At 52.4% G+C, this 16,901-nt stretch carries 17 protein-coding genes; 10 read left to right on the forward strand and 7 right to left on the reverse strand.

Going from position 1 to position 16,901, the window contains the following annotated elements; genetic code table 11:
- Positions 1 to 12: 12 nt before the first annotated feature.
- From IEY46_RS25200 to IEY46_RS25215, 4 genes are all read left to right on the forward strand, one after another.
- Positions 13 to 300, forward strand: coding sequence for an alpha/beta-type small acid-soluble spore protein (locus IEY46_RS25200; protein WP_188996404.1), 288 nt, complete (start codon positions 13 to 15; stop codon positions 298 to 300).
- Positions 301 to 519: 219 nt separating this feature from the next.
- Positions 520 to 1,206: a response regulator transcription factor gene (locus IEY46_RS25205; protein WP_188996406.1), complete on the forward strand. Its 687-nt coding sequence runs from the start codon at positions 520 to 522 to the stop codon at positions 1,204 to 1,206.
- The gene (locus IEY46_RS25210) at positions 1,173 to 2,762 is read left to right on the forward strand and encodes a sensor histidine kinase (protein WP_229750538.1); all 1,590 of its coding nucleotides are present in this window, start codon (positions 1,173 to 1,175) and stop codon (positions 2,760 to 2,762) included. Before IEY46_RS25205 ends, IEY46_RS25210 begins: the two co-directional genes overlap by 34 nt.
- 117 nt (positions 2,763 to 2,879) lie before the next feature.
- On the forward strand, positions 2,880 to 3,440 hold the full coding sequence (locus IEY46_RS25215) for a pyridoxamine 5'-phosphate oxidase family protein (protein ID WP_188996408.1): 561 nt from the start codon (positions 2,880 to 2,882) through the stop codon (positions 3,438 to 3,440).
- A 76-nt stretch (positions 3,441 to 3,516) separates the two neighbouring features.
- Here the strand turns inward: IEY46_RS25215 and arfA are convergent, their stop codons facing one another.
- Entirely contained in the window at positions 3,517 to 5,025 is a 1,509-nt protein-coding gene (gene arfA, locus IEY46_RS25220; protein ID WP_188996410.1) for an arabinosylfuranosidase ArfA, read from the reverse strand.
- Positions 5,026 to 5,187: 162 nt separating this feature from the next.
- Here arfA and IEY46_RS25225 point away from each other — a divergent pair, with 162 nt between their 5' ends.
- Positions 5,188 to 6,099 carry an ArsR/SmtB family transcription factor gene (locus IEY46_RS25225; RefSeq protein ID WP_188996412.1) on the forward strand — a complete coding sequence of 304 codons (912 nt, stop codon included), beginning with the start codon at positions 5,188 to 5,190 and terminating at the stop codon, positions 6,097 to 6,099.
- A 205-nt stretch (positions 6,100 to 6,304) separates the two neighbouring features.
- Here IEY46_RS25225 and IEY46_RS25230 read toward each other — a convergent pair whose 3' ends face one another.
- From IEY46_RS25230 to IEY46_RS25250, 5 genes are all read right to left on the reverse strand, one after another.
- The gene (locus IEY46_RS25230) at positions 6,305 to 7,783 is read right to left on the reverse strand and encodes a serine hydrolase domain-containing protein (RefSeq protein ID WP_188996414.1); all 1,479 of its coding nucleotides are present in this window, start codon (positions 7,781 to 7,783) and stop codon (positions 6,305 to 6,307) included.
- Positions 7,784 to 7,834: 51 nt separating this feature from the next.
- A complete protein-coding gene (locus tag IEY46_RS25235) occupies positions 7,835 to 8,929 on the reverse strand; it encodes a HAMP domain-containing sensor histidine kinase (RefSeq protein ID WP_188996416.1) in 1,095 nt (364 codons plus the stop codon).
- Complete coding sequence (locus tag IEY46_RS25240) at positions 8,914 to 9,588, reverse strand: response regulator transcription factor (protein WP_188996418.1); 675 nt, start codon at positions 9,586 to 9,588, stop codon at positions 8,914 to 8,916. Before IEY46_RS25240 ends, IEY46_RS25235 begins: the two co-directional genes overlap by 16 nt.
- 144 nt (positions 9,589 to 9,732) lie before the next feature.
- The gene (locus tag IEY46_RS25245) at positions 9,733 to 10,710 is read right to left on the reverse strand and encodes an aldo/keto reductase (protein ID WP_229750539.1); all 978 of its coding nucleotides are present in this window, start codon (positions 10,708 to 10,710) and stop codon (positions 9,733 to 9,735) included.
- A gap of 57 nt (positions 10,711 to 10,767) precedes the next feature.
- Complete coding sequence (locus tag IEY46_RS25250) at positions 10,768 to 11,646, reverse strand: aldose epimerase family protein (protein WP_308422840.1); 879 nt, start codon at positions 11,644 to 11,646, stop codon at positions 10,768 to 10,770.
- A 163-nt stretch (positions 11,647 to 11,809) separates the two neighbouring features.
- Here IEY46_RS25250 and IEY46_RS25255 point away from each other — a divergent pair, with 163 nt between their 5' ends.
- From IEY46_RS25255 to IEY46_RS25275, 5 genes are all read left to right on the forward strand, one after another.
- Positions 11,810 to 11,998, forward strand: coding sequence for a YjfB family protein (locus IEY46_RS25255; RefSeq protein ID WP_188996424.1), 189 nt, complete (start codon positions 11,810 to 11,812; stop codon positions 11,996 to 11,998).
- Between the two features lie 285 nt (positions 11,999 to 12,283).
- On the forward strand, positions 12,284 to 12,604 hold the full coding sequence (locus IEY46_RS25260; protein WP_188996426.1) for a PadR family transcriptional regulator: 321 nt from the start codon (positions 12,284 to 12,286) through the stop codon (positions 12,602 to 12,604).
- Entirely contained in the window at positions 12,601 to 13,158 is a 558-nt protein-coding gene (locus IEY46_RS25265; protein ID WP_188996427.1) for an HAAS signaling domain-containing protein, read from the forward strand. The genes IEY46_RS25260 and IEY46_RS25265 overlap by 4 nt, the downstream gene beginning before the upstream one ends.
- Positions 13,155 to 14,099, forward strand: coding sequence for a DUF4097 family beta strand repeat-containing protein (locus IEY46_RS25270; RefSeq protein WP_188996429.1), 945 nt, complete (start codon positions 13,155 to 13,157; stop codon positions 14,097 to 14,099). Before IEY46_RS25265 ends, IEY46_RS25270 begins: the two co-directional genes overlap by 4 nt.
- A 289-nt stretch (positions 14,100 to 14,388) precedes the next feature.
- On the forward strand, positions 14,389 to 15,831 hold the full coding sequence (locus IEY46_RS25275) for an HD-GYP domain-containing protein (RefSeq protein WP_188996431.1): 1,443 nt from the start codon (positions 14,389 to 14,391) through the stop codon (positions 15,829 to 15,831).
- 117 nt (positions 15,832 to 15,948) lie between these two features.
- Here IEY46_RS25275 and IEY46_RS25280 read toward each other — a convergent pair whose 3' ends face one another.
- Complete coding sequence (locus IEY46_RS25280; protein WP_188996433.1) at positions 15,949 to 16,872, reverse strand: phosphatidylinositol-specific phospholipase C/glycerophosphodiester phosphodiesterase family protein; 924 nt, start codon at positions 16,870 to 16,872, stop codon at positions 15,949 to 15,951.
- Positions 16,873 to 16,901 lie beyond the last annotated feature (29 nt).

Below are 16,901 nucleotides of genomic sequence, written 5' to 3' on the forward strand. Positions count from 1 at the left end.
AGTGGAGCCTAAATGGCCAGAAGAGGCAGAAGAAACCATGTTGTGCCCGGAGTAAGCCAGCAGATGAGCGCCTTTAAAGCGGAAGTGATGCGCAGGGAAGGCTATGCCGTCGACCCGAGCCGTCCGGACGATGTGAAATATGAGGTTGCCAAATCTCTCGGCGTTCCTCTTCAGCAGGGGGATAATGGCGAGCTGACTACGGAATCGGTGGGACATGTGGGGGGACGCATAGGCGGATCCATGGTCAGGGAACTGGTGCGGATGGCGCAGGAGAAGCTGGCCAAGGAGCCGCGGCAATAAGGGGAAATCCATTAATAAAGGATTTAACCCGCTGAATTATGCATCCTGTTAAATGGTTGATTCCGTAAAAGGCCGTTAGAATATTCTAACGGTTTTTTTGCCGGTTTTTGAGATCGATTCTTAGGGGCACTCAGTCCTTTTTTAGCCGATGTTCATGTCATTTTCATATTAAGGGGATATAATGTGCCTATTCCAGTAAGAGGACAGGGGCTATCGTTTATGCCGTCACAAATTCTCGTCATTGAAGACGATCAATATATTCAGGAGCTGATCGCAGAATTTCTGCGCTCGCAGCACTATGAAGTGGAGGTCGCCAGCGATGGCCGCGAAGGCTGGGACAAAATTCAGCAGCAGACTTATGATCTGGTCATTCTTGATATTATGATGCCTCATCTCGATGGTTATACCGTCTGCAGGATGATCCGGGAGAAGTCCGACATGCCGATTATTGTACTGACGGCGCTTGGCGAAGAGAAGGATCAGCTGCGGGCTTTTGAAATGCAGGCCGATGATTATGTCGTCAAACCATTTTCCTTCCAGGTGCTGATGAAGCGGGTCGAGGCCGTTCTTCGCCGCACCAAGAGCACATTGAAACAAAGCGAGCTGCTTTATGGCGGCAGGCTGCGAATGGACGCCGATGCCTATAAGGTTTACGTCGATGGACAGCTAATCGATACGACCACCAAAGAATTCGATATCCTGAATGTACTGTTGACCAATACCGGACGTATCATGACCCGTGATATGCTGCTCGACAAAATATGGGGCTACGATTATTTTGGGGATTCCCGAATTGTAGACGCTCACATCAAGAACATCCGCAAGAAGCTCGGTATTTCCGTTATACGGACGGTCAAAGGGGTCGGTTATGCATGGGAGAATACACCCGCAGAGGTGGAAGGATGAGGCGCGGGGGCGTTACGATCAAAATCTTCACCATTACCGCTGCGCTGCTTGTGGTGTCCGCACTGCTGATCTACCTGACGCTGTATTTTCTGCTGCCCGGTTATTATAAGTCCTTCAAGCAGTCACGGCTGGAGAGCGGCGTGAACGAACTTGTTCAGGACGTAGATGGCAAGGATTATGAGAATGCGATTCCGCTTATTCTGCAATTCGGACAGGAGCATAACGCGATGCTGCGGGTGCGGGATGCCAACGGACAGATGCTCTTGCCTTCCGATCTGATGCGGTTTATTGAAGGAGCGGGAACCGGGTTTGATTTTCCGGGCTTTCGCAAGCTGCGGCCGAACCAGGAGCGGTTTGGCCCGGAACGGGCCGCTGCTTCAGGCATGAATATGCTGACGGTCAGCCGGACGATTCATTTTGCCGAAAGCGACGAGTCTTTCACGTTGACGGTAAATTCACCGCTGCAGCCTATCGATGAAGCCTCGGATGTTATTTTGCGTTTTCTCCCTTACATGCTGATTGCCATTTTGCTTATTGCTGTCGGAGGAGCATCCATTTACTCCCGGCTGATTGCCCGTCCGCTGCTGGGTTTGAATAATGTGGCGCGCCGACTGGCGAAGCTCGATTTCTCCGCGGCTGCAAGTCCGTTGAAATCCAGCGACGAGATTGGGGAGCTGTCGCAGAGCCTGAGCAAGCTGGCGATCAATCTGCGCTCGACCATGGTGGAGCTGCAGGAAGCGAACGCCCAATTGAAGGATGATATTGAACAGGAGCGCGAGCAGGAGAAGAAGCGGCGTGAATTTGTCGCGACGATCTCGCATGAGCTGAAGACGCCCATCACCGCGGTCAGCGGCCAACTGGAAGCGATGATTGGCAATGTAGGGATTTACCGCGACCGTGATACCTATCTGAGGCAGTCCTATAAAATCATGCGCGATATGGATAAGCTGGTGCATGAGATACTGGATCTGTCCAAGCTGGAGAGCCGGGATTTCCTTCCGCAGATGCAGCAAATAGACCTGGCGGGACTGGTCCGCGAATCAGTGGACAACATCAGCTATCTGGCCGAGGTCAAGGACATGGAAATCGCCTGCGAGCTGCCTTCCGAAGCGATCATTGCCGCCGATGAACGGCTGATGGCCAAGGCCGTCGCCAATATTATCGGCAATGCGGTTCAATATTCCGGCGAGGGCGAGCGGATTTACGTACGCATTATAGAAGTGGCGGAGTCCGTAAAAGAGACGGGATCGCTGGATGCACCTGCCGGAATCGGAGGAAGCGCGCACTGCCTTGCAGACGGATCGAGGAGAGAGGGCCCCCGGGAGCGGCAGTACAGGCTGGAGGTTGTGAATACTGGCGCTCATCTGGATGAAGCCAAGCTGCCGAGGCTGTTCGAGCCATTCTACCGGACCGAAGAGTCGCGAAGCCGGGCAACGGGGGGCAGCGGACTGGGCCTGTATATTGTCAGTAAGGTACTTGATGCGCATGGCGCTGCCTATCTTATCGAGAATATTCCCCGCGGCGTCAGATTCAGCGTCATGCTGAAGGCAGCCTGATATACAGACGACCATCTATAGGAGATGTCTATAAAGATTGTATGTTTTAAATACTTCAATAGTAGCATCCTATCCCTCATAATAAAGGCATGACTTTCTGTAATGAGGTGATTGGCTATGGGAAAAGAATTTGAAGCTATGCTTCTGGAACATGAGGCCTTTATCCGCAAACAGCACTTATTTTTTGTAGGCTCTGCTCCGCTGCAGGAGGATGGGCATGTCAACATTTCGCCAAAAGGCTACGACGCGCTGCGTATCTTCTCGCCGAACGAGGTGGCGTATCTCGACCTGACCGGCAGTGGCAATGAAACAAGCGCGCATCTGCTGGAGAATGGCCGTATTACGCTGATGTTTATTGCGGTGGAGGGCCCGCCGATGATTCTCCGCTTGTACGGTAGAGGGCGAGTCGTTCTGCCTGGAACCGAGGAATGGCAGGCGTTAATCGGCAGCTTTCAGATGATGCCGGGCGCACGCCAGATCGTGCACGTATCTGTTGAAACCGTGAAGACCTCCTGCGGCTTCAGTGTGCCCTTCTTCTCCTACGAGGGCGAACGAAATACGCTGAAGCTGTGGGCGGATAAGCAGGGGGAAGAGGGCCTTGAAGCCTATCACCAGAAGAAAAACAGGATCAGCATGGACGGACTTGTGACTCCCATCGGACTGAAAGAGCGGCCCTGAACGAGGGAAACGCCAAAGGCCCCGCTTGTTTAAACGAGCGGGGCCTTTATTTAGCTGCGCCATGACCGCTTTAAGCTTAAGCCAGCTTGAGGCGAATGACATTCCATGAAGCTTTGCCGAGCAGGGCTTCGACGGTGCTGCCGGTTACAACTGCGCTGCCATTGGGGTGGGGAGCCACGCGGTCCGGCGTCTCCAGCGTGTTGGCAGCCTTCAGGTCGTCATGCTCCAGCACGATATGCTCGATGAGAGTGAAACTGCCGAAGCTGCGCAGATCAATATCCAGCGGCAGGGATTCCGTAAGATTGCGGTTGACCGCAAAAATCGTGACCTCGCTCTGCTCTTCATTATGAACGGCTACTGCTTCCAGGTAAGGAACATCTGTATAATCTTTGGCATCATATTTCGGTGAATGAATCAGCGGCACCAGTGCCGTCCCCCGGCCGAAGATGCTGGCATGCATATACGGATAATAGATGGTTTGTTTCCAGGCCGCGCCGCCGTTTGCTGTCATGATCGGGGCGATAACATTGACCAGTTGGGCAATACAGGCCATTTTGACCCGGTCGGCGCGCTTGAGTATGCTGATCAGCATACAGCCGACAAGCAGCGCATCCTCTAGATTGTAAATATCCTCAAGCTGCGGGGGCGCGACGGTCCACGGCTCGATTTGCCTGTCGGCGTCATTCGAGTGATACCAGACGTTCCACTCGTCAAAGGAGAGATTGATTTTCTTCTTGCCGCGTTTCTTGGCCTGGATATAGTCGGCTGTGGAAATGACCGTGTTGATGAAGGAATCCATGCCCATGGACTGCGCCAGGAAATTGGCGGAATCCTTGTCGCGGTTGCCGTAATAGGTGTGAAGTGAAATATAGTCGACATGGTCATAACACAGATCCAGCACGGTAGCTTCCCATTCCGGGAAGGTCGGCATGCCAAGATTGGAACTGCCGCAGGCCACAAGCTCAAGGGAGGGGTCGACCCATTTCATCACCTTCGCCGTTTCCGTTGCGATTCTGCCGTACTCGGCTGCTGTTTTGGCGCCGATTTGCCAAGGGCCGTCCATTTCATTGCCGAGGCACCAGGTTTTGATATGATGGGGCTCTTTATAGCCGTGCTGAGCGCGCAGGTCGCTCCAATAGGTGCCTGAGGGATGGTTGGCGTATTCCACCAGCTGCCGGGCTTCCTCTGGTCCGCGGGTGCCGAGGTTGACGGCCATCATCGCTTCGGTGCCCGCCTTGCGGCACCAATCCGCAAATTCGTTCAGTCCGAACAGATTGGGCTCCACGGTCCGCCAGGCCAGCTCCAGACGGCTTGGGCGGGATTCGACCGGTCCTACGCCGTCTTCCCAGTTGTAGCCGGAGACGAAGTTGCCTCCCGGATAACGGACAATCGGCACATCAATGCCTCTGATGAGCTCCAGCACATCGCCGCGGAAACCCTGTTCATCCGCGGACGAATGGCCCGGTTCATAAATACCGCCATAAACAGCTCTTCCCAAATGCTCGATAAACGATCCGTAGATTCGTTTGTCCACTTCACCGATTGTAAAATCCTTGTCCACGACCATTTTCGCTTTGTTTGACATGGTTATCACCTCATGTTAAATTAATAAATATATAAATCGGTTAATATAAATAAATATCTGCACCCCTATTAAACACGAAAATGAAAGCCGTTTCAAGCTTTTCTTTGGAAGTCATTTGAATTAATGATTTTGTTAATTAGACAGGTAGAGGGAGAATATGGAATGATACGCGCAAATACAGACCGCAAATGGCTGCCCTTATATGAGGCTTTGGCAAGCGAGGTCCGTCTGCATATTCTGGAGCTGCTGGCGGAGCAGCCCATGAATGTGAAGGAGCTGGCAGCCGCGCTTGGACTTAGCAGCGCGATCGTGACGATGCATACGAAGAAGCTGGAGAGGGGAGGGCTCATTAATACCCAACTGATCCGGCGCGGCGGAGGAACGCACAAGATATGTTCGCTGGCGGTGAGCCGGGTGGAGCTGAGTATTCCGCAAAAAGCAGACACGAAGCGTGAATATCAGGAGGTTTCCGTTCCCGTTGGCCATTATTCCGGCTTTGAGGTGCATCCGACCTGCGGGCTGGCAACGCTTGCGCACATCATCGGCCAGTACGATGATCCCCGATACTTTCATGAGCCGCAGCGGATGCATGCCCGCATTCTGTGGTTCGGCAAGGGATATGTGGAATACCGGATTCCGAACTATGTGCTGGGAGGCCAGCAGCTGGAGGAAATCGAGATTTCGCTGGAAATAGGGTCGGAAGCGCCGGGCGTCCTTGCGGACTGGCCTTCGGATATTCATTTTTATCTGAACGATACGCTGCTTGGAGTATGGACGAGCCCCGGCGATTCCGGCGACGGCAGGGGGAGACTGACCCCGGCCTGGTGGACGGTCAACCAGTATGGCTGGCTCAAGATCATACGGGTGACAGCGGATGGAACGTATCTGGACGGCCAGCGGCTGTCGGATGTCACCCTGGAGGATATCGTCAAGGTGCGCAATGAATGGATGCTGAAGCTGGCAGTGCCCGAGAGCGCTGTTCATGTTGGCGGCTTGACGATTTACGGGGAAGGATTCGGCAACTACGACCAGGATATTGTGTTCCGCACCTATCTTCAAGCAGGCGGAGACTAGAAGCGTGACCTCACGCACAGCCAGCATAAAGAGGAGCACAGCGCCAGCGCCGTGCTCCTTTTTTGGATATTCGGAAAATCGTGTTGAAATCGAAAGGGTGAAATCTGAATTAAAATCGGAATATCGTGTTGTTAGTACACGCAATCGTTATTTTATCCGCAAGTGTGGGTTCGTTTTTTAGTGATATGCATTAGCGTTTGTGGCATTATCGGTAGTCGGCCTCCAAACGGCCGTTCTTTGTATTCTGAACATAGACGTAATAATAGCAAGCCAAATGCACGAAATTGACAAGCGACCATACAACAAGCCATATGATTGGAGACGACAGGGTAGTCCAGATGCCGAACCAAGGCAGCACGCGTCCTCCGCCGATAAACGTCACCAATGGGGACAGGGACAAGAGAATTAGGATAGGGATCAGCCTTCCGACCGTTATCAAAATCAATTTGCTGATCGTTAGGCGTTTGTTCCTCCGACGGATGCGAAAATAGGCATACACGCCCCATACAAGCGTAGCGAGGATCAGCACAATCATGATCGTTTCCATGTTTCGGCCGTTCAGAAAAGAGGTTTCGGGCTTCTCCCCCCTCATAATATCCTCGATTCCATCGATAAAAGCCGAGTAATTTACAAAAGCGTTTAAACCGGAATTAAACATCACCGCGATGCCCATCTGCTCGTCCAAATAAACCATTTCTTCCGACTTGTACGTCCAGAAAATGCCGCTATGGGAGATCGTTCGGCCGCCGGATTCGTCTTGGTCTGCAAGCCAGCCCATGCCGTACGGACCGATGGCTCCGGCTGCATGATATTGTTTCATCAGCGCGGGGGAAAGGAGGCGGCCGTGATATTGGGAAAGCATCCACAGGGACATGTCCTCCGCGGTTGAAACGATGCCGGCGGGGCCGTCAATGAACCACAGCGGTTCCGATTGGCCTACGGAACGTCCCAAATTCAAGTAATGTCCTAGCGGAATAGTTTCATTCCCATAGAATTGCTGCGTCGTGCTGACACTGAAGGTATGGTTCATTCCTAGCGGTTCAAAAATATGGCTATTCAGGTAATCTGAAAAGCGCTCTCCGCTGACGCTTTCCACGAGGTTCGCCAGCAGCACGTAATTGGGATTATGATAGCTGTAGGCTGTTCCGGGGCTATGGTCAAGTTGAACCTCGGTTAATAACCGGTTCGCTTCATGCAAGGATTGGAATTGCGGAGTCCTCGTCATATCGGGATTTATTTTGTCATTGAGACCGCTGGTCTGATTCAATAAATGACGGACCGTGATGTCATGAACGCGGGGATCCCGTGGAGAAAGCTCGGGAAAATAGGAAGCGTAAGCCGCATCCAGGTCAATCCGGCCGTTGTCCGCCAGCTGTAGAACGGCCAAAGCGGTAAAGGACTTGCTTAACGAAGCAATGGGAAAAAGGGTGTTGCCCGTAACGCTTTGGCCATCTGCGAATGTTCCGTAGCCTTTTGCGTAGAAGACCTCATCGTTATTGGCAATTGCCAGTGACGCGGCCTTGATGTGATTGGCCTTCATGCTCCGATTCATATATTCATCGATGTCCCGCAGGACTTCTGTCCTGTCTCGGGCTTCCGTGGCGGACACGAGGTTCACCCACACGGAACATAACAACAGTAAGCAGCTGATTGCGATATACATTCTTTTTTTCAGTTTTAGCATCATAGCACTCCTTGAATTCAAGATAAGGAAATGCTATCAGATAATTTTCAACTATTTATCAACTTTGGTCCCGAAACTTGCCATCACGCTTCCGCCGCCGTAAGGTCCATTTTCGACCTGCAGTCTTCCTCCATGTTTTTCGCAAAAAACCTTGCAAACGTAAAGGCCCAGCCCGCGATGTTCGGTCGCATCCCACACCTCGCCGCGATAAAAAGGGAGCACAGCCTTGTGCAGGGCTTCGTCCGAGAAACCAGGCCCGTCGTCTGAGACGGTAATCTTCATAGAGCCTTCCTGAATGTCATAGCGAACGTTCACTTGACTTGCTGCGTATCGCGCCCCATTGGCCACCACATTCTCGAAAATCTGCATGACGATATAGGGATCCACGTTTATTGCGGCATTATCATATTCCATGGAAGAGACGAAGCGTTTGCCTAACTGCCTTGCGATTTGTTCGGCGCTGTCGTTCAGCAAAGCCGTCAATGAGATCGTATCCATCGACTGGCGATGCACCGGGACATCCTCCAGCTTCTGAATCGAGTTCATGGCCTCCGCATAGCTCTCCAGACGCACGATGTGAAGGTTCATGGTGTGAATCAGGTCCAGCACCTTTTCTTCCGACAATTTCTTCTCGGGCAGATAGGTGGCGAGAAGCTCGGCGTTTCCTTTCAACACCGACAGCGGCGTTCTCAGGTCATGGGCAAAAATCGCATTGATCTGCTTGCGCTCCTCAACCGAACGCCAGAGCGTCTTTACGTTTTTCTCCAATTGTGAGCGCATGTTTTCAAATGCCGCGATCAGCTCGCCCATCTCGTCCCGGCTGTCATAGGAGATGCGGAAGCCTAGATCGTTGGCCGAAATGTTCTCGGATGCTCGCTTTAATAGCTCCAGCGGGCGTTTTAGTTTCCATCTGTAAAATAGAACGGCCATGGTGACAATTCCGGCGGCCACGGTTAGCAACACCGCCGCGACAAGGGAGGGCAGCACCCAATCCGTTTCTCCGAAACGCAGCCGCAGGTTCTCCGCCCAGGTGAACTCCATGGTTATGACGGCCAGCACGACAATGAGCGTGACCACGCATAACAGGATAAAAGATTGCAGTAAGGTAAACCGCTTTAGCAGCAGCCCATTCATGAGCTTGGCCATTTGTATCCTACTCCCCAAACGGTCTCGATTCGGTTATCGCAACCGTATTCCTTCAATTTGGAGCGAATTCGCCGGATATGCTCCGCGATCACGCTGCTGTCGCCTTGATCGTCCAGGCCCCAAATATTTTCGTACATGCGTTCCTTTCCGAACACCATGCCGGGATGTGTGGACAGCAATTCGATAATGTCGAACTCTTTTTTGGCCAGAGGAATTCGCTTATCCCGGTAGTAGAGCTCCCGGGCCGTATAGTCAATGACCAAATCATCGTTAAACCTCACCGAGGATTTGGTTTGGATTCGCTGTTCCCTGCGCAAATGTGCTTCGACCCTGGCCCCCAGCTCGCGAATGCTGAAAGGTTTCAGGATATAGTCATCGCCTCCGGCCCGAAATCCGGCTATTTTATCGGCATCTTCGATTCGAGCCGTTAAAAATATGATCGGGCAAGAGACGAAGTCTCGGATTTTCTCGCATAATTGAAGGCCGTTCTGCTCAGGCATGTTGATATCTAGCAAAACGAGATCGGGTTGTTGTTCCACTTTCCGCAGGGCCTCCCCGCTGTCCTTGGCCGTCATGACGGAATACCCGTTGATTTCAAAATAATCGGTCAGCAGCTTTCGAAGATCCGCTTCATCGTCCACGATCAGTATTTTAGGCATCAATGCTCCGTCTCCCGTATCCAAATGTTTGAATTCAGCATAGCAAGAATGATCTGGCATACCTTCGATCATCCCGTCACAAACGCCTATACGGAGTCAACACATTAATCCGAATACCCCTTTTTTTGACCGCAAGGCATGCCGCTAACGTTTGCTGCGGTCGGCAAGCTCGGCGAGCTCGCCGATTTCCTCCTGGCTGAGGGTGAACCGCATTGCGTTGACGTTCTCCTGCGCATGATGCGGCTTCGATGCGCCGGGGATGGCAAATACGGTTTCGCCATGGGCGTGTATGAGCCAATTCAGCGACACCTGGCTGGGGGAAGCGCCGTATTTGTCAGCCAGCTCGTTCAAACGGTCAATCAGCGGACGGGTACGATTCAGAGCCTCCGGCTTAAAGCCGCTGGACCATTTGCGCGGACCGCTGATCTGCTTGACAAGCTCGGGATTGCTGTGAAATTTGCCGCTCAAAATTCCCTGCTCCAAGGGGGAGTAAGCGATAATCGCGACACCCAGCTCCTTGGCGGCCTCCATGATCCCATTGCGCTCGATGCGTCGGTCCAGCAGACTGTATTTGACCTGATTGGACACGAGGCGCAGTCCGTGCTCGCGAAGTGCTTTGTCCGCTTCGGCCATCTTGTCCGCCGTGAAATTGCTGACCCCTACATGCTTGATCCTGCCCTGCTGCACGAGCTTGGCCATCGCATGCATTTCACTTGCGGCTGAGGAGAAGGAATAAGGCTGATGGACTTGGTACAGATCAATCGGCCAGCCCTTCAGGCGCCGCAATCGCTCATCAATCGTTTTCCCGATATTGCCCGCCGTTCGCATAATCGGCCACCACTTGGTAGCGACATGCGCGCCTCTTCCTGCTTCCCCCAGCGCACTCAGGGCATCGGCCAGCATTTCTTCGGATTGGCCGCCGCCGTAGGCCTCGGCGGTGTCAAACCAGTTTATGCCGCCTTCCCAGCTTGTCCGCACGATATCGCGGATGACGCTGTCTTCAAGCACGGGCCAGAATTTCCCGACGAGGCCACGCCCCTTGCTGAACTGCCAGCACCCCAGACCAAGCGGCGAGAGGCGCAGATCGGAACTGCCAAGCGGCCGCAAGATACCTTCAGCCATATTCATCCCTGCCTTTCAACGTAGAACTATAATCAGCATGAAGCAGCACGGCAGCCTTTAATCGCGGCTATATCCAATGGAAAGCTGCGCATCGAGCGTGTCACCGGCGGGCAGCATGAACAGCTCATCCTTGCGGTTGAGCTCCTTATTAAGCGCCATCCAAGGCTCTACGCAAACAAAAGGTTTGTCGTCCACCTGCCACAACACCACGTACTTGAATACATCGCTGTAGGAAATGCGCACGAGCCCGCTGCCTTCAGGACCGGGGAAGGTGATTTCGCGCCTGGCGGCATCCAGCAGCGCGACGGATTCCTTGAGTCCGTCCAGATCGATGCTGCCATGGACAGGCTTGACCACATGGTCATTATAATCCAGATAACGCGCGGCATCCGTCCCGTAGACAAGGTTTTTGGAGACGGTCCTGAAATAAGGATGGAAGCCGGCGTAGAACGGCATGGCACTGTCCGACAGATTGCGGTAGCTTTGGCGGATCTGAAGTGTCCCGTCAACCAGAGCATAGGTAAACAGCAGCTCGAAATCGAATGGATATTCAACCCTCGTGCCTTCACCGCTTTGCAGGCGCAATGTCATCGAAGCTTCTCCCTCCGTCGAGGTAGATACAACCTCCCAGGCGCGGTTGCGTGCGACTCCATGATTACGCATTGAGTAGGTAACGCCGTCCCACTCATAGCTTCCTTCCGCAAGCTGCCCGCATATCGGAAACAACACCGGGTTGCCGCCGCGGATATTAGCCTCGGTGTCAATGAACGTATCCCGGTCCAGAAAGAAGAGCTCCTCGCCTTTGAGCCTGCAGCTGATGGCGATTCCGCCGCGCTCGGGGCAAACGGTCACCGACGAATCGGTGGCTGAATCCTGAAGGGTATACAGGGTGTATATATCTTCCCTTACATGTACTTGATAATTGCTGTTCATCATTCATGCCTCCACTTGCAAAAATTTTGTTGGTCCTGCCGATCCCATGGGCCAAGCATACCATATTGTGCCTGCTCTCTAAAGTAGTGCGGCAGTCTAGCCGATATTACCGTTACCGGTACTTGGATACCGGTAAGACAGTAAACCAAGAGTTTGGAGGATGATTATGAACATCGCAGGGATCGGAGCTTTGTTGACCGGACAGCCGTCAGGCGGGCCGCAGCAGCAGCAGGTGGAACTTGCTCTTCTGGACAGCACGCTGGATATGGTCCAGGAGAACGCCCAGCATCTCGTTCAGATGATGGAACGGAGCGTTCAGCCTCACTTGGGCTCCAGCATCGACATTCGTTTCTAGAGGTACATTTGCCGGCCAGGGGCCTTCCGTCTGGAGAATGCCCGCCTACGAGCGGACCCACGGCGGAAGGCCAAATGGGTGCTGGACAGCGGTAAGCTGATGCGGGTATGAATACAAAAGCACATGCCCGTGTGAAACTGAAAGATGTTAAAGATTGGGTAAAGTTGCTCAGCTATATTGCATAAGCGAATAGCAGATGTTATAGTATAGCAAAAGATCTTATTTTTTTGCCACGCTATTCTTTAATGATGAATACCAGACAATATGTGATAGGGAGCGCTGTGAATGAATGTTCAATTTAAAAAGGGCGTCCTGGATCTGTGCGTGCTCGCTTTGACCGCATGGGAAGACCGTTATGGCTATGAGCTCGCGGTAGCGATTTCCTCCAAATTCGAAGTGGCGGTGGGAAGCGTCTATCCGCTGCTCAGCAGGCTGACGCTTGAGGGGTATTTCTCCACCTATTTGAGAGAGTCATCAGAAGGTCCGCCGCGCAAATATTACAAGCTTACGCCCCATGGGCACAAGCATCTGATGGAGCTTATCAGGGAATGGCGTTCATTCTCCATATCTGTGGACCAATTGATTAAGGAAGGTGTCGAGCGATGATTAGAGAGCAATATTTGCGGCAGCTCTGGGAGCTGTTGACTCCGATTCCCGAACGGCTGCGCCGCGATTTGATGTTTGATTATGAAGAGCATTTCCGGCAGGCGGCAGAGCATGGAAAGTCCGAGGAGGAAGCAGCTCATGAACTGGGCGACCCGCGCATGATCGCCAAGGAAATGCTGCTGGGCTACCGTGTGGAGCAGGCTGAGATCAGGAATGGTGGCATTACCCATGTATCGCGTGCGGTGTTTGCGGCGGTAAGCCTTGGATTTTTCAATCTGGTTTTTGTACTCGGGCCTTTTATTGGTCTTCTTGGCATCTTGCTGGCGCTTTGGGCCACATCCATCGCAGTCGGACTATCTTCTTTGGCCGCCATCTATGAAGGGGTCTTCGGAGATGCCTGGTCCTCGACGCAAGGGATATTCGTGGCGATCGCCCTGCTGGCAGTGGGCATGCTCCTGGGTGCGTTGTCGCATTGGCTGACGCGCGCCGTATCGAGAGTAACATTGAAATATTTAAAATTCAATTTCAGAATGATGAGGGTGAAGAAGCAATGAGAAACTGGATCATAGTTGCGGCAATCCTACTCGTAATCGGGTTGATAGGTATGGGCAGCACCATGGGAAAAGGTATGTTTGATTTAGGAAGCGTGGAGATTGAGCAGCATGAGACGATTGACGGTACGGACGCAAAAAAAATTGCCCTGGCTTTGGACAGCGCTAATATAACGGTTGTGAAGGGAACTACAAATGAAATTAAAGCTTCCCTTACCGGCAAGGTAAGCAAGAAGTTTATTGACAAAACCCATCTGAAGCTAATTCGGGATGGCGATGAGGTCAAGGTTGCCGTGGAAACGAATAACGGCTTCACATTCGGAGTCAGTATTTTCAATGTTAAGCTCGATCTGGAGCTGCCTGCGCAGCAGTACGATTCCTTTGTTCTGGACATCGGCAGCGGCGATACCAGCTTAGCGGGTCTGTCTGTGCAGACCGTAGAAATTGATGCGGGCTCCGGCAATATTCAATTGGAGGATCTGGCATCGAGTAAGGTTTCTGTGGAAGTGGGGAGCGGCGATACCAAAGTTTCCGGGTTATCGGCAGATACAGCGGAACTGGGTGCCAGTTCTGGCAACATTACCATTGAGAAGCTGACGGCCAGGAAACTGTCGGTTGATACGGGCAGCGGCGATGTCAAGATGTACGATGTGGAAGCTGAGCTTGAAGTAGAGACGGCCAGCGGTAATGTTCGTACCGAGCAGCGCGCAATCAACTATCCCATGGAAATATCAACAGGGAGTGGCGACGTGACGATCAACACGGATGAGAAGCCGGATAATGTCCTGGTAACATTCAGCGCCGGATCTGGCAGCTTGCGCAATGAATGGAACGTGGGATCACAGTCCGGAGATGACGACGACAAAAAAATCATCTTCGGCGATGGCGGAAAACGGGTAATCGTCGATACCGGATCCGGCAATTTGAGACTAGGCGAGCGCTAGACTGCTAAAAGTAGTTGTCGGTCCATGGTTTCTTCGAAAGAAAAGCTTTTTGAAAATACAGCTGCATGTCTCCCGTCAGCGGGAAGAAGTGTGGCTGTTTTTTTATATGGGAAAGAAAGCGGGATATTAACATTTTATTACTCTTTTGTGAGACTATAGACCTAAATTATTGGGTACGGAAAACCGATATTTAATATACATCTACTAACCTGCTTACTACATTGTAAATATCCCGGCATTGCACTCTATCTGATATCAAGCACAAATCAGGAAATCAGGAGGAAGCTTCATGCAAGGTAAAGGGAAGTCGATCATCTGGCCGCTGAGCAGCATCATATTCCCATTTCTGATTTATGAGCTGCTTAAGGGATCCCAAAAGGCGGATATTTCCGTGCACACTCCTACGGGTCACTTTTACATTGTCAGCATCATCGCTGCGCTAGCCCTTGTCGTCGCGGTAGCGGTTGGCTACACCGGACAACGACTGCGTAACATCAAGGTTGGTTTTCTGTCCTTGTCTTATGTGTCCATGGCAGGAATATTCGTTCTGCATGGTCTGTCCACACCGGGATTTCTGATGCATGAACGGCATATTGCGGGCATCGCCGCACAGCTGAGTATTCTGCTTGCTGCGATGTGGCTCTGCCTGTCGGCAGCTTCCTCCGATCATCCCCTAGTCCGGCTGCTGGCCAAGTGGCGCAGCTGGCTGATTCCCGGCTGGGTGCTGCTGCTCGGGTCACTTGCCGCGTTTACGCTGGCCCGCCCCGATCTGATAGACAAAATCCCGCTCGCCCGCGAGCCCTATAATTGGATTGCAGCCTGTCTGACCGGAGCGGGGTGCTTATGGACGATGTACCGTTACTGGACTTCTTACCGGGTCGCGCAGTTTCCGCTCCAGAAAGCCATTGTATACAGCTCCGGCTGGCTGCTTGTTACGCAATATATCATCATTGACGGCAGTACGTGGAAGCTTAGCTGGTGGTTTTATCACGGGCTGCTGCTGGGGTCGATGATCATCATGATTAGCGGGCTGCTCCGGCAGTATTTCTCCCATGGCAATTTTGCCTCTTCCTTGAAAGTATTGTTCCAGTCCGATCCGCGCGCCTGGCTTGAAGCCTGTATAACACCGAGCGTACGCGCGCTGATTATGACAACTGAGGTCAGGGATGCTTATACCGCCGGCCATAATATGCGTGTCGCCCTCTATGCGCTGCGTCTGGCGGAGGAGATGAAGCTGACGTCGGAGCAGCTCCGGGCAATTGCCCAGGGAGGGGTTGTCCATGATGTCGGCAAAATCAAAGTCCCCGACTCAATTCTGAATAAGCCCGGCAAGCTGCTGCCCGAGGAGCGCAAGGTGATAGAGCTGCACCCTGTGTCGGGTTATGACATGTGCAAACGGCTGGGCTTTCTCCAGGATGAGCTCTCGGTCATCCGTTCGCATCACGAGAAATGGGATGGGACCGGGTATCCCGATCGCCTGGCTGGGGAGAATATTCCGCTCCTGGCCCGCATTACAGCCGTTGCCGATGTGTATGATGCGCTGACGTCATCCCGCTCGTACCGGACGGCTATGTCGCATGAAGATGCCATGGCCATCATTGTAAAGGACAGAGGCGTTCATTTTGATCCGCTCTGCGTCGACATATGGGTTCGGCTGTCGCAGGATGACGCATCCTTCTTCCTTGAGATCGCCGACAGTACCGGATCCATTAAGCTAGGTAAAAGCTCCTGAAGGAAAAGCGGCGGCCCTTTTCTACGCAGCCCAGAGCAAAGACCTCCATCCCGCTTGAAAAAAGGGAGATTGGAGGTTTTCTTTTTGTTTTCCCGGTATTTTCTCCGCCAGCGTTTCTTATAAATCAGCGGGAACGACAAAGTCGGTCATGACGCCTTGTACCCCTTGCTTCATCAAAGCATGGATCCGGTTCACGTCATTAATCGTATTGATGTACGTATAAATGCCTTTATCTTTCAAGCTTTGAACAAATTCCGGGGTGTAGCGGTTCTCATCCATCACGACTACCCCGATTCCTTTGGCGCTGGCGAAGTCCACCACATCCTTCATGGAATCGCCGTTCATATACAAGGTATAAATATACTGTTTAAATGGATAAACGCCGCTTAACGCCTCAAAATTATCCTGCTTGTAAAGCTGCGGAATCAATCGGCGCAGCACTTGCTCATCGACCTGCCTCGTCTCGCTGACAATCCGTTTGAATATATCGGCGGCTTTGGCCGAATTGGATTCCTTTGTATCGGTGACGAGCAGCATGTCCGGATGCTCCGACATAAAGGCCGCCAGCTCCTTGAAGGTCATCGGCGTATAGTGCTGCTGAATTTTTATCGATTTGAACTGCTCCAGGGTCATCGGCGTAAGAGGCAGGGAATCGGGAATCTTCTGGCCAAGCACATTATAGGTGCCGGCCTCCCAGTCATGACGAAGCGCAAGTTGGCCATCAGAGGTTACAGCGATATCCGTTTCAAAAATACGCAGCCCCTTATTGTAGGCATTCTCCAGTGCTTCGACGCTGTTGGTGCCGATATACTCGCCGATGCCTCCAAGTGCATGAGCGATGAGAGGCTCCCGCTCTGCCCAGTCATAGGACGTACTTTCAATGGCAGGCTCAAGCCGCGTCGAATCCGCTTTCTTGGCGGAAACAGCCGGGGATGATTCTTGTGCCCTTAACGGCAGCACCTGGGCAAAAACGAACGGCGAAACGAGCAGGGTCGTAAGAATAAAACCGACGATGCCGTAGGAGATAGCTCTTTTATTCATAACAGGTCCTCCTCTGGTATTGTTATCTA

The organism is Paenibacillus nasutitermitis, from assembly GCF_014641075.1.
In the GTDB taxonomy this organism is placed as follows: domain Bacteria; phylum Bacillota; class Bacilli; order Paenibacillales; family Paenibacillaceae; genus Paenibacillus_Z; species Paenibacillus_Z nasutitermitis.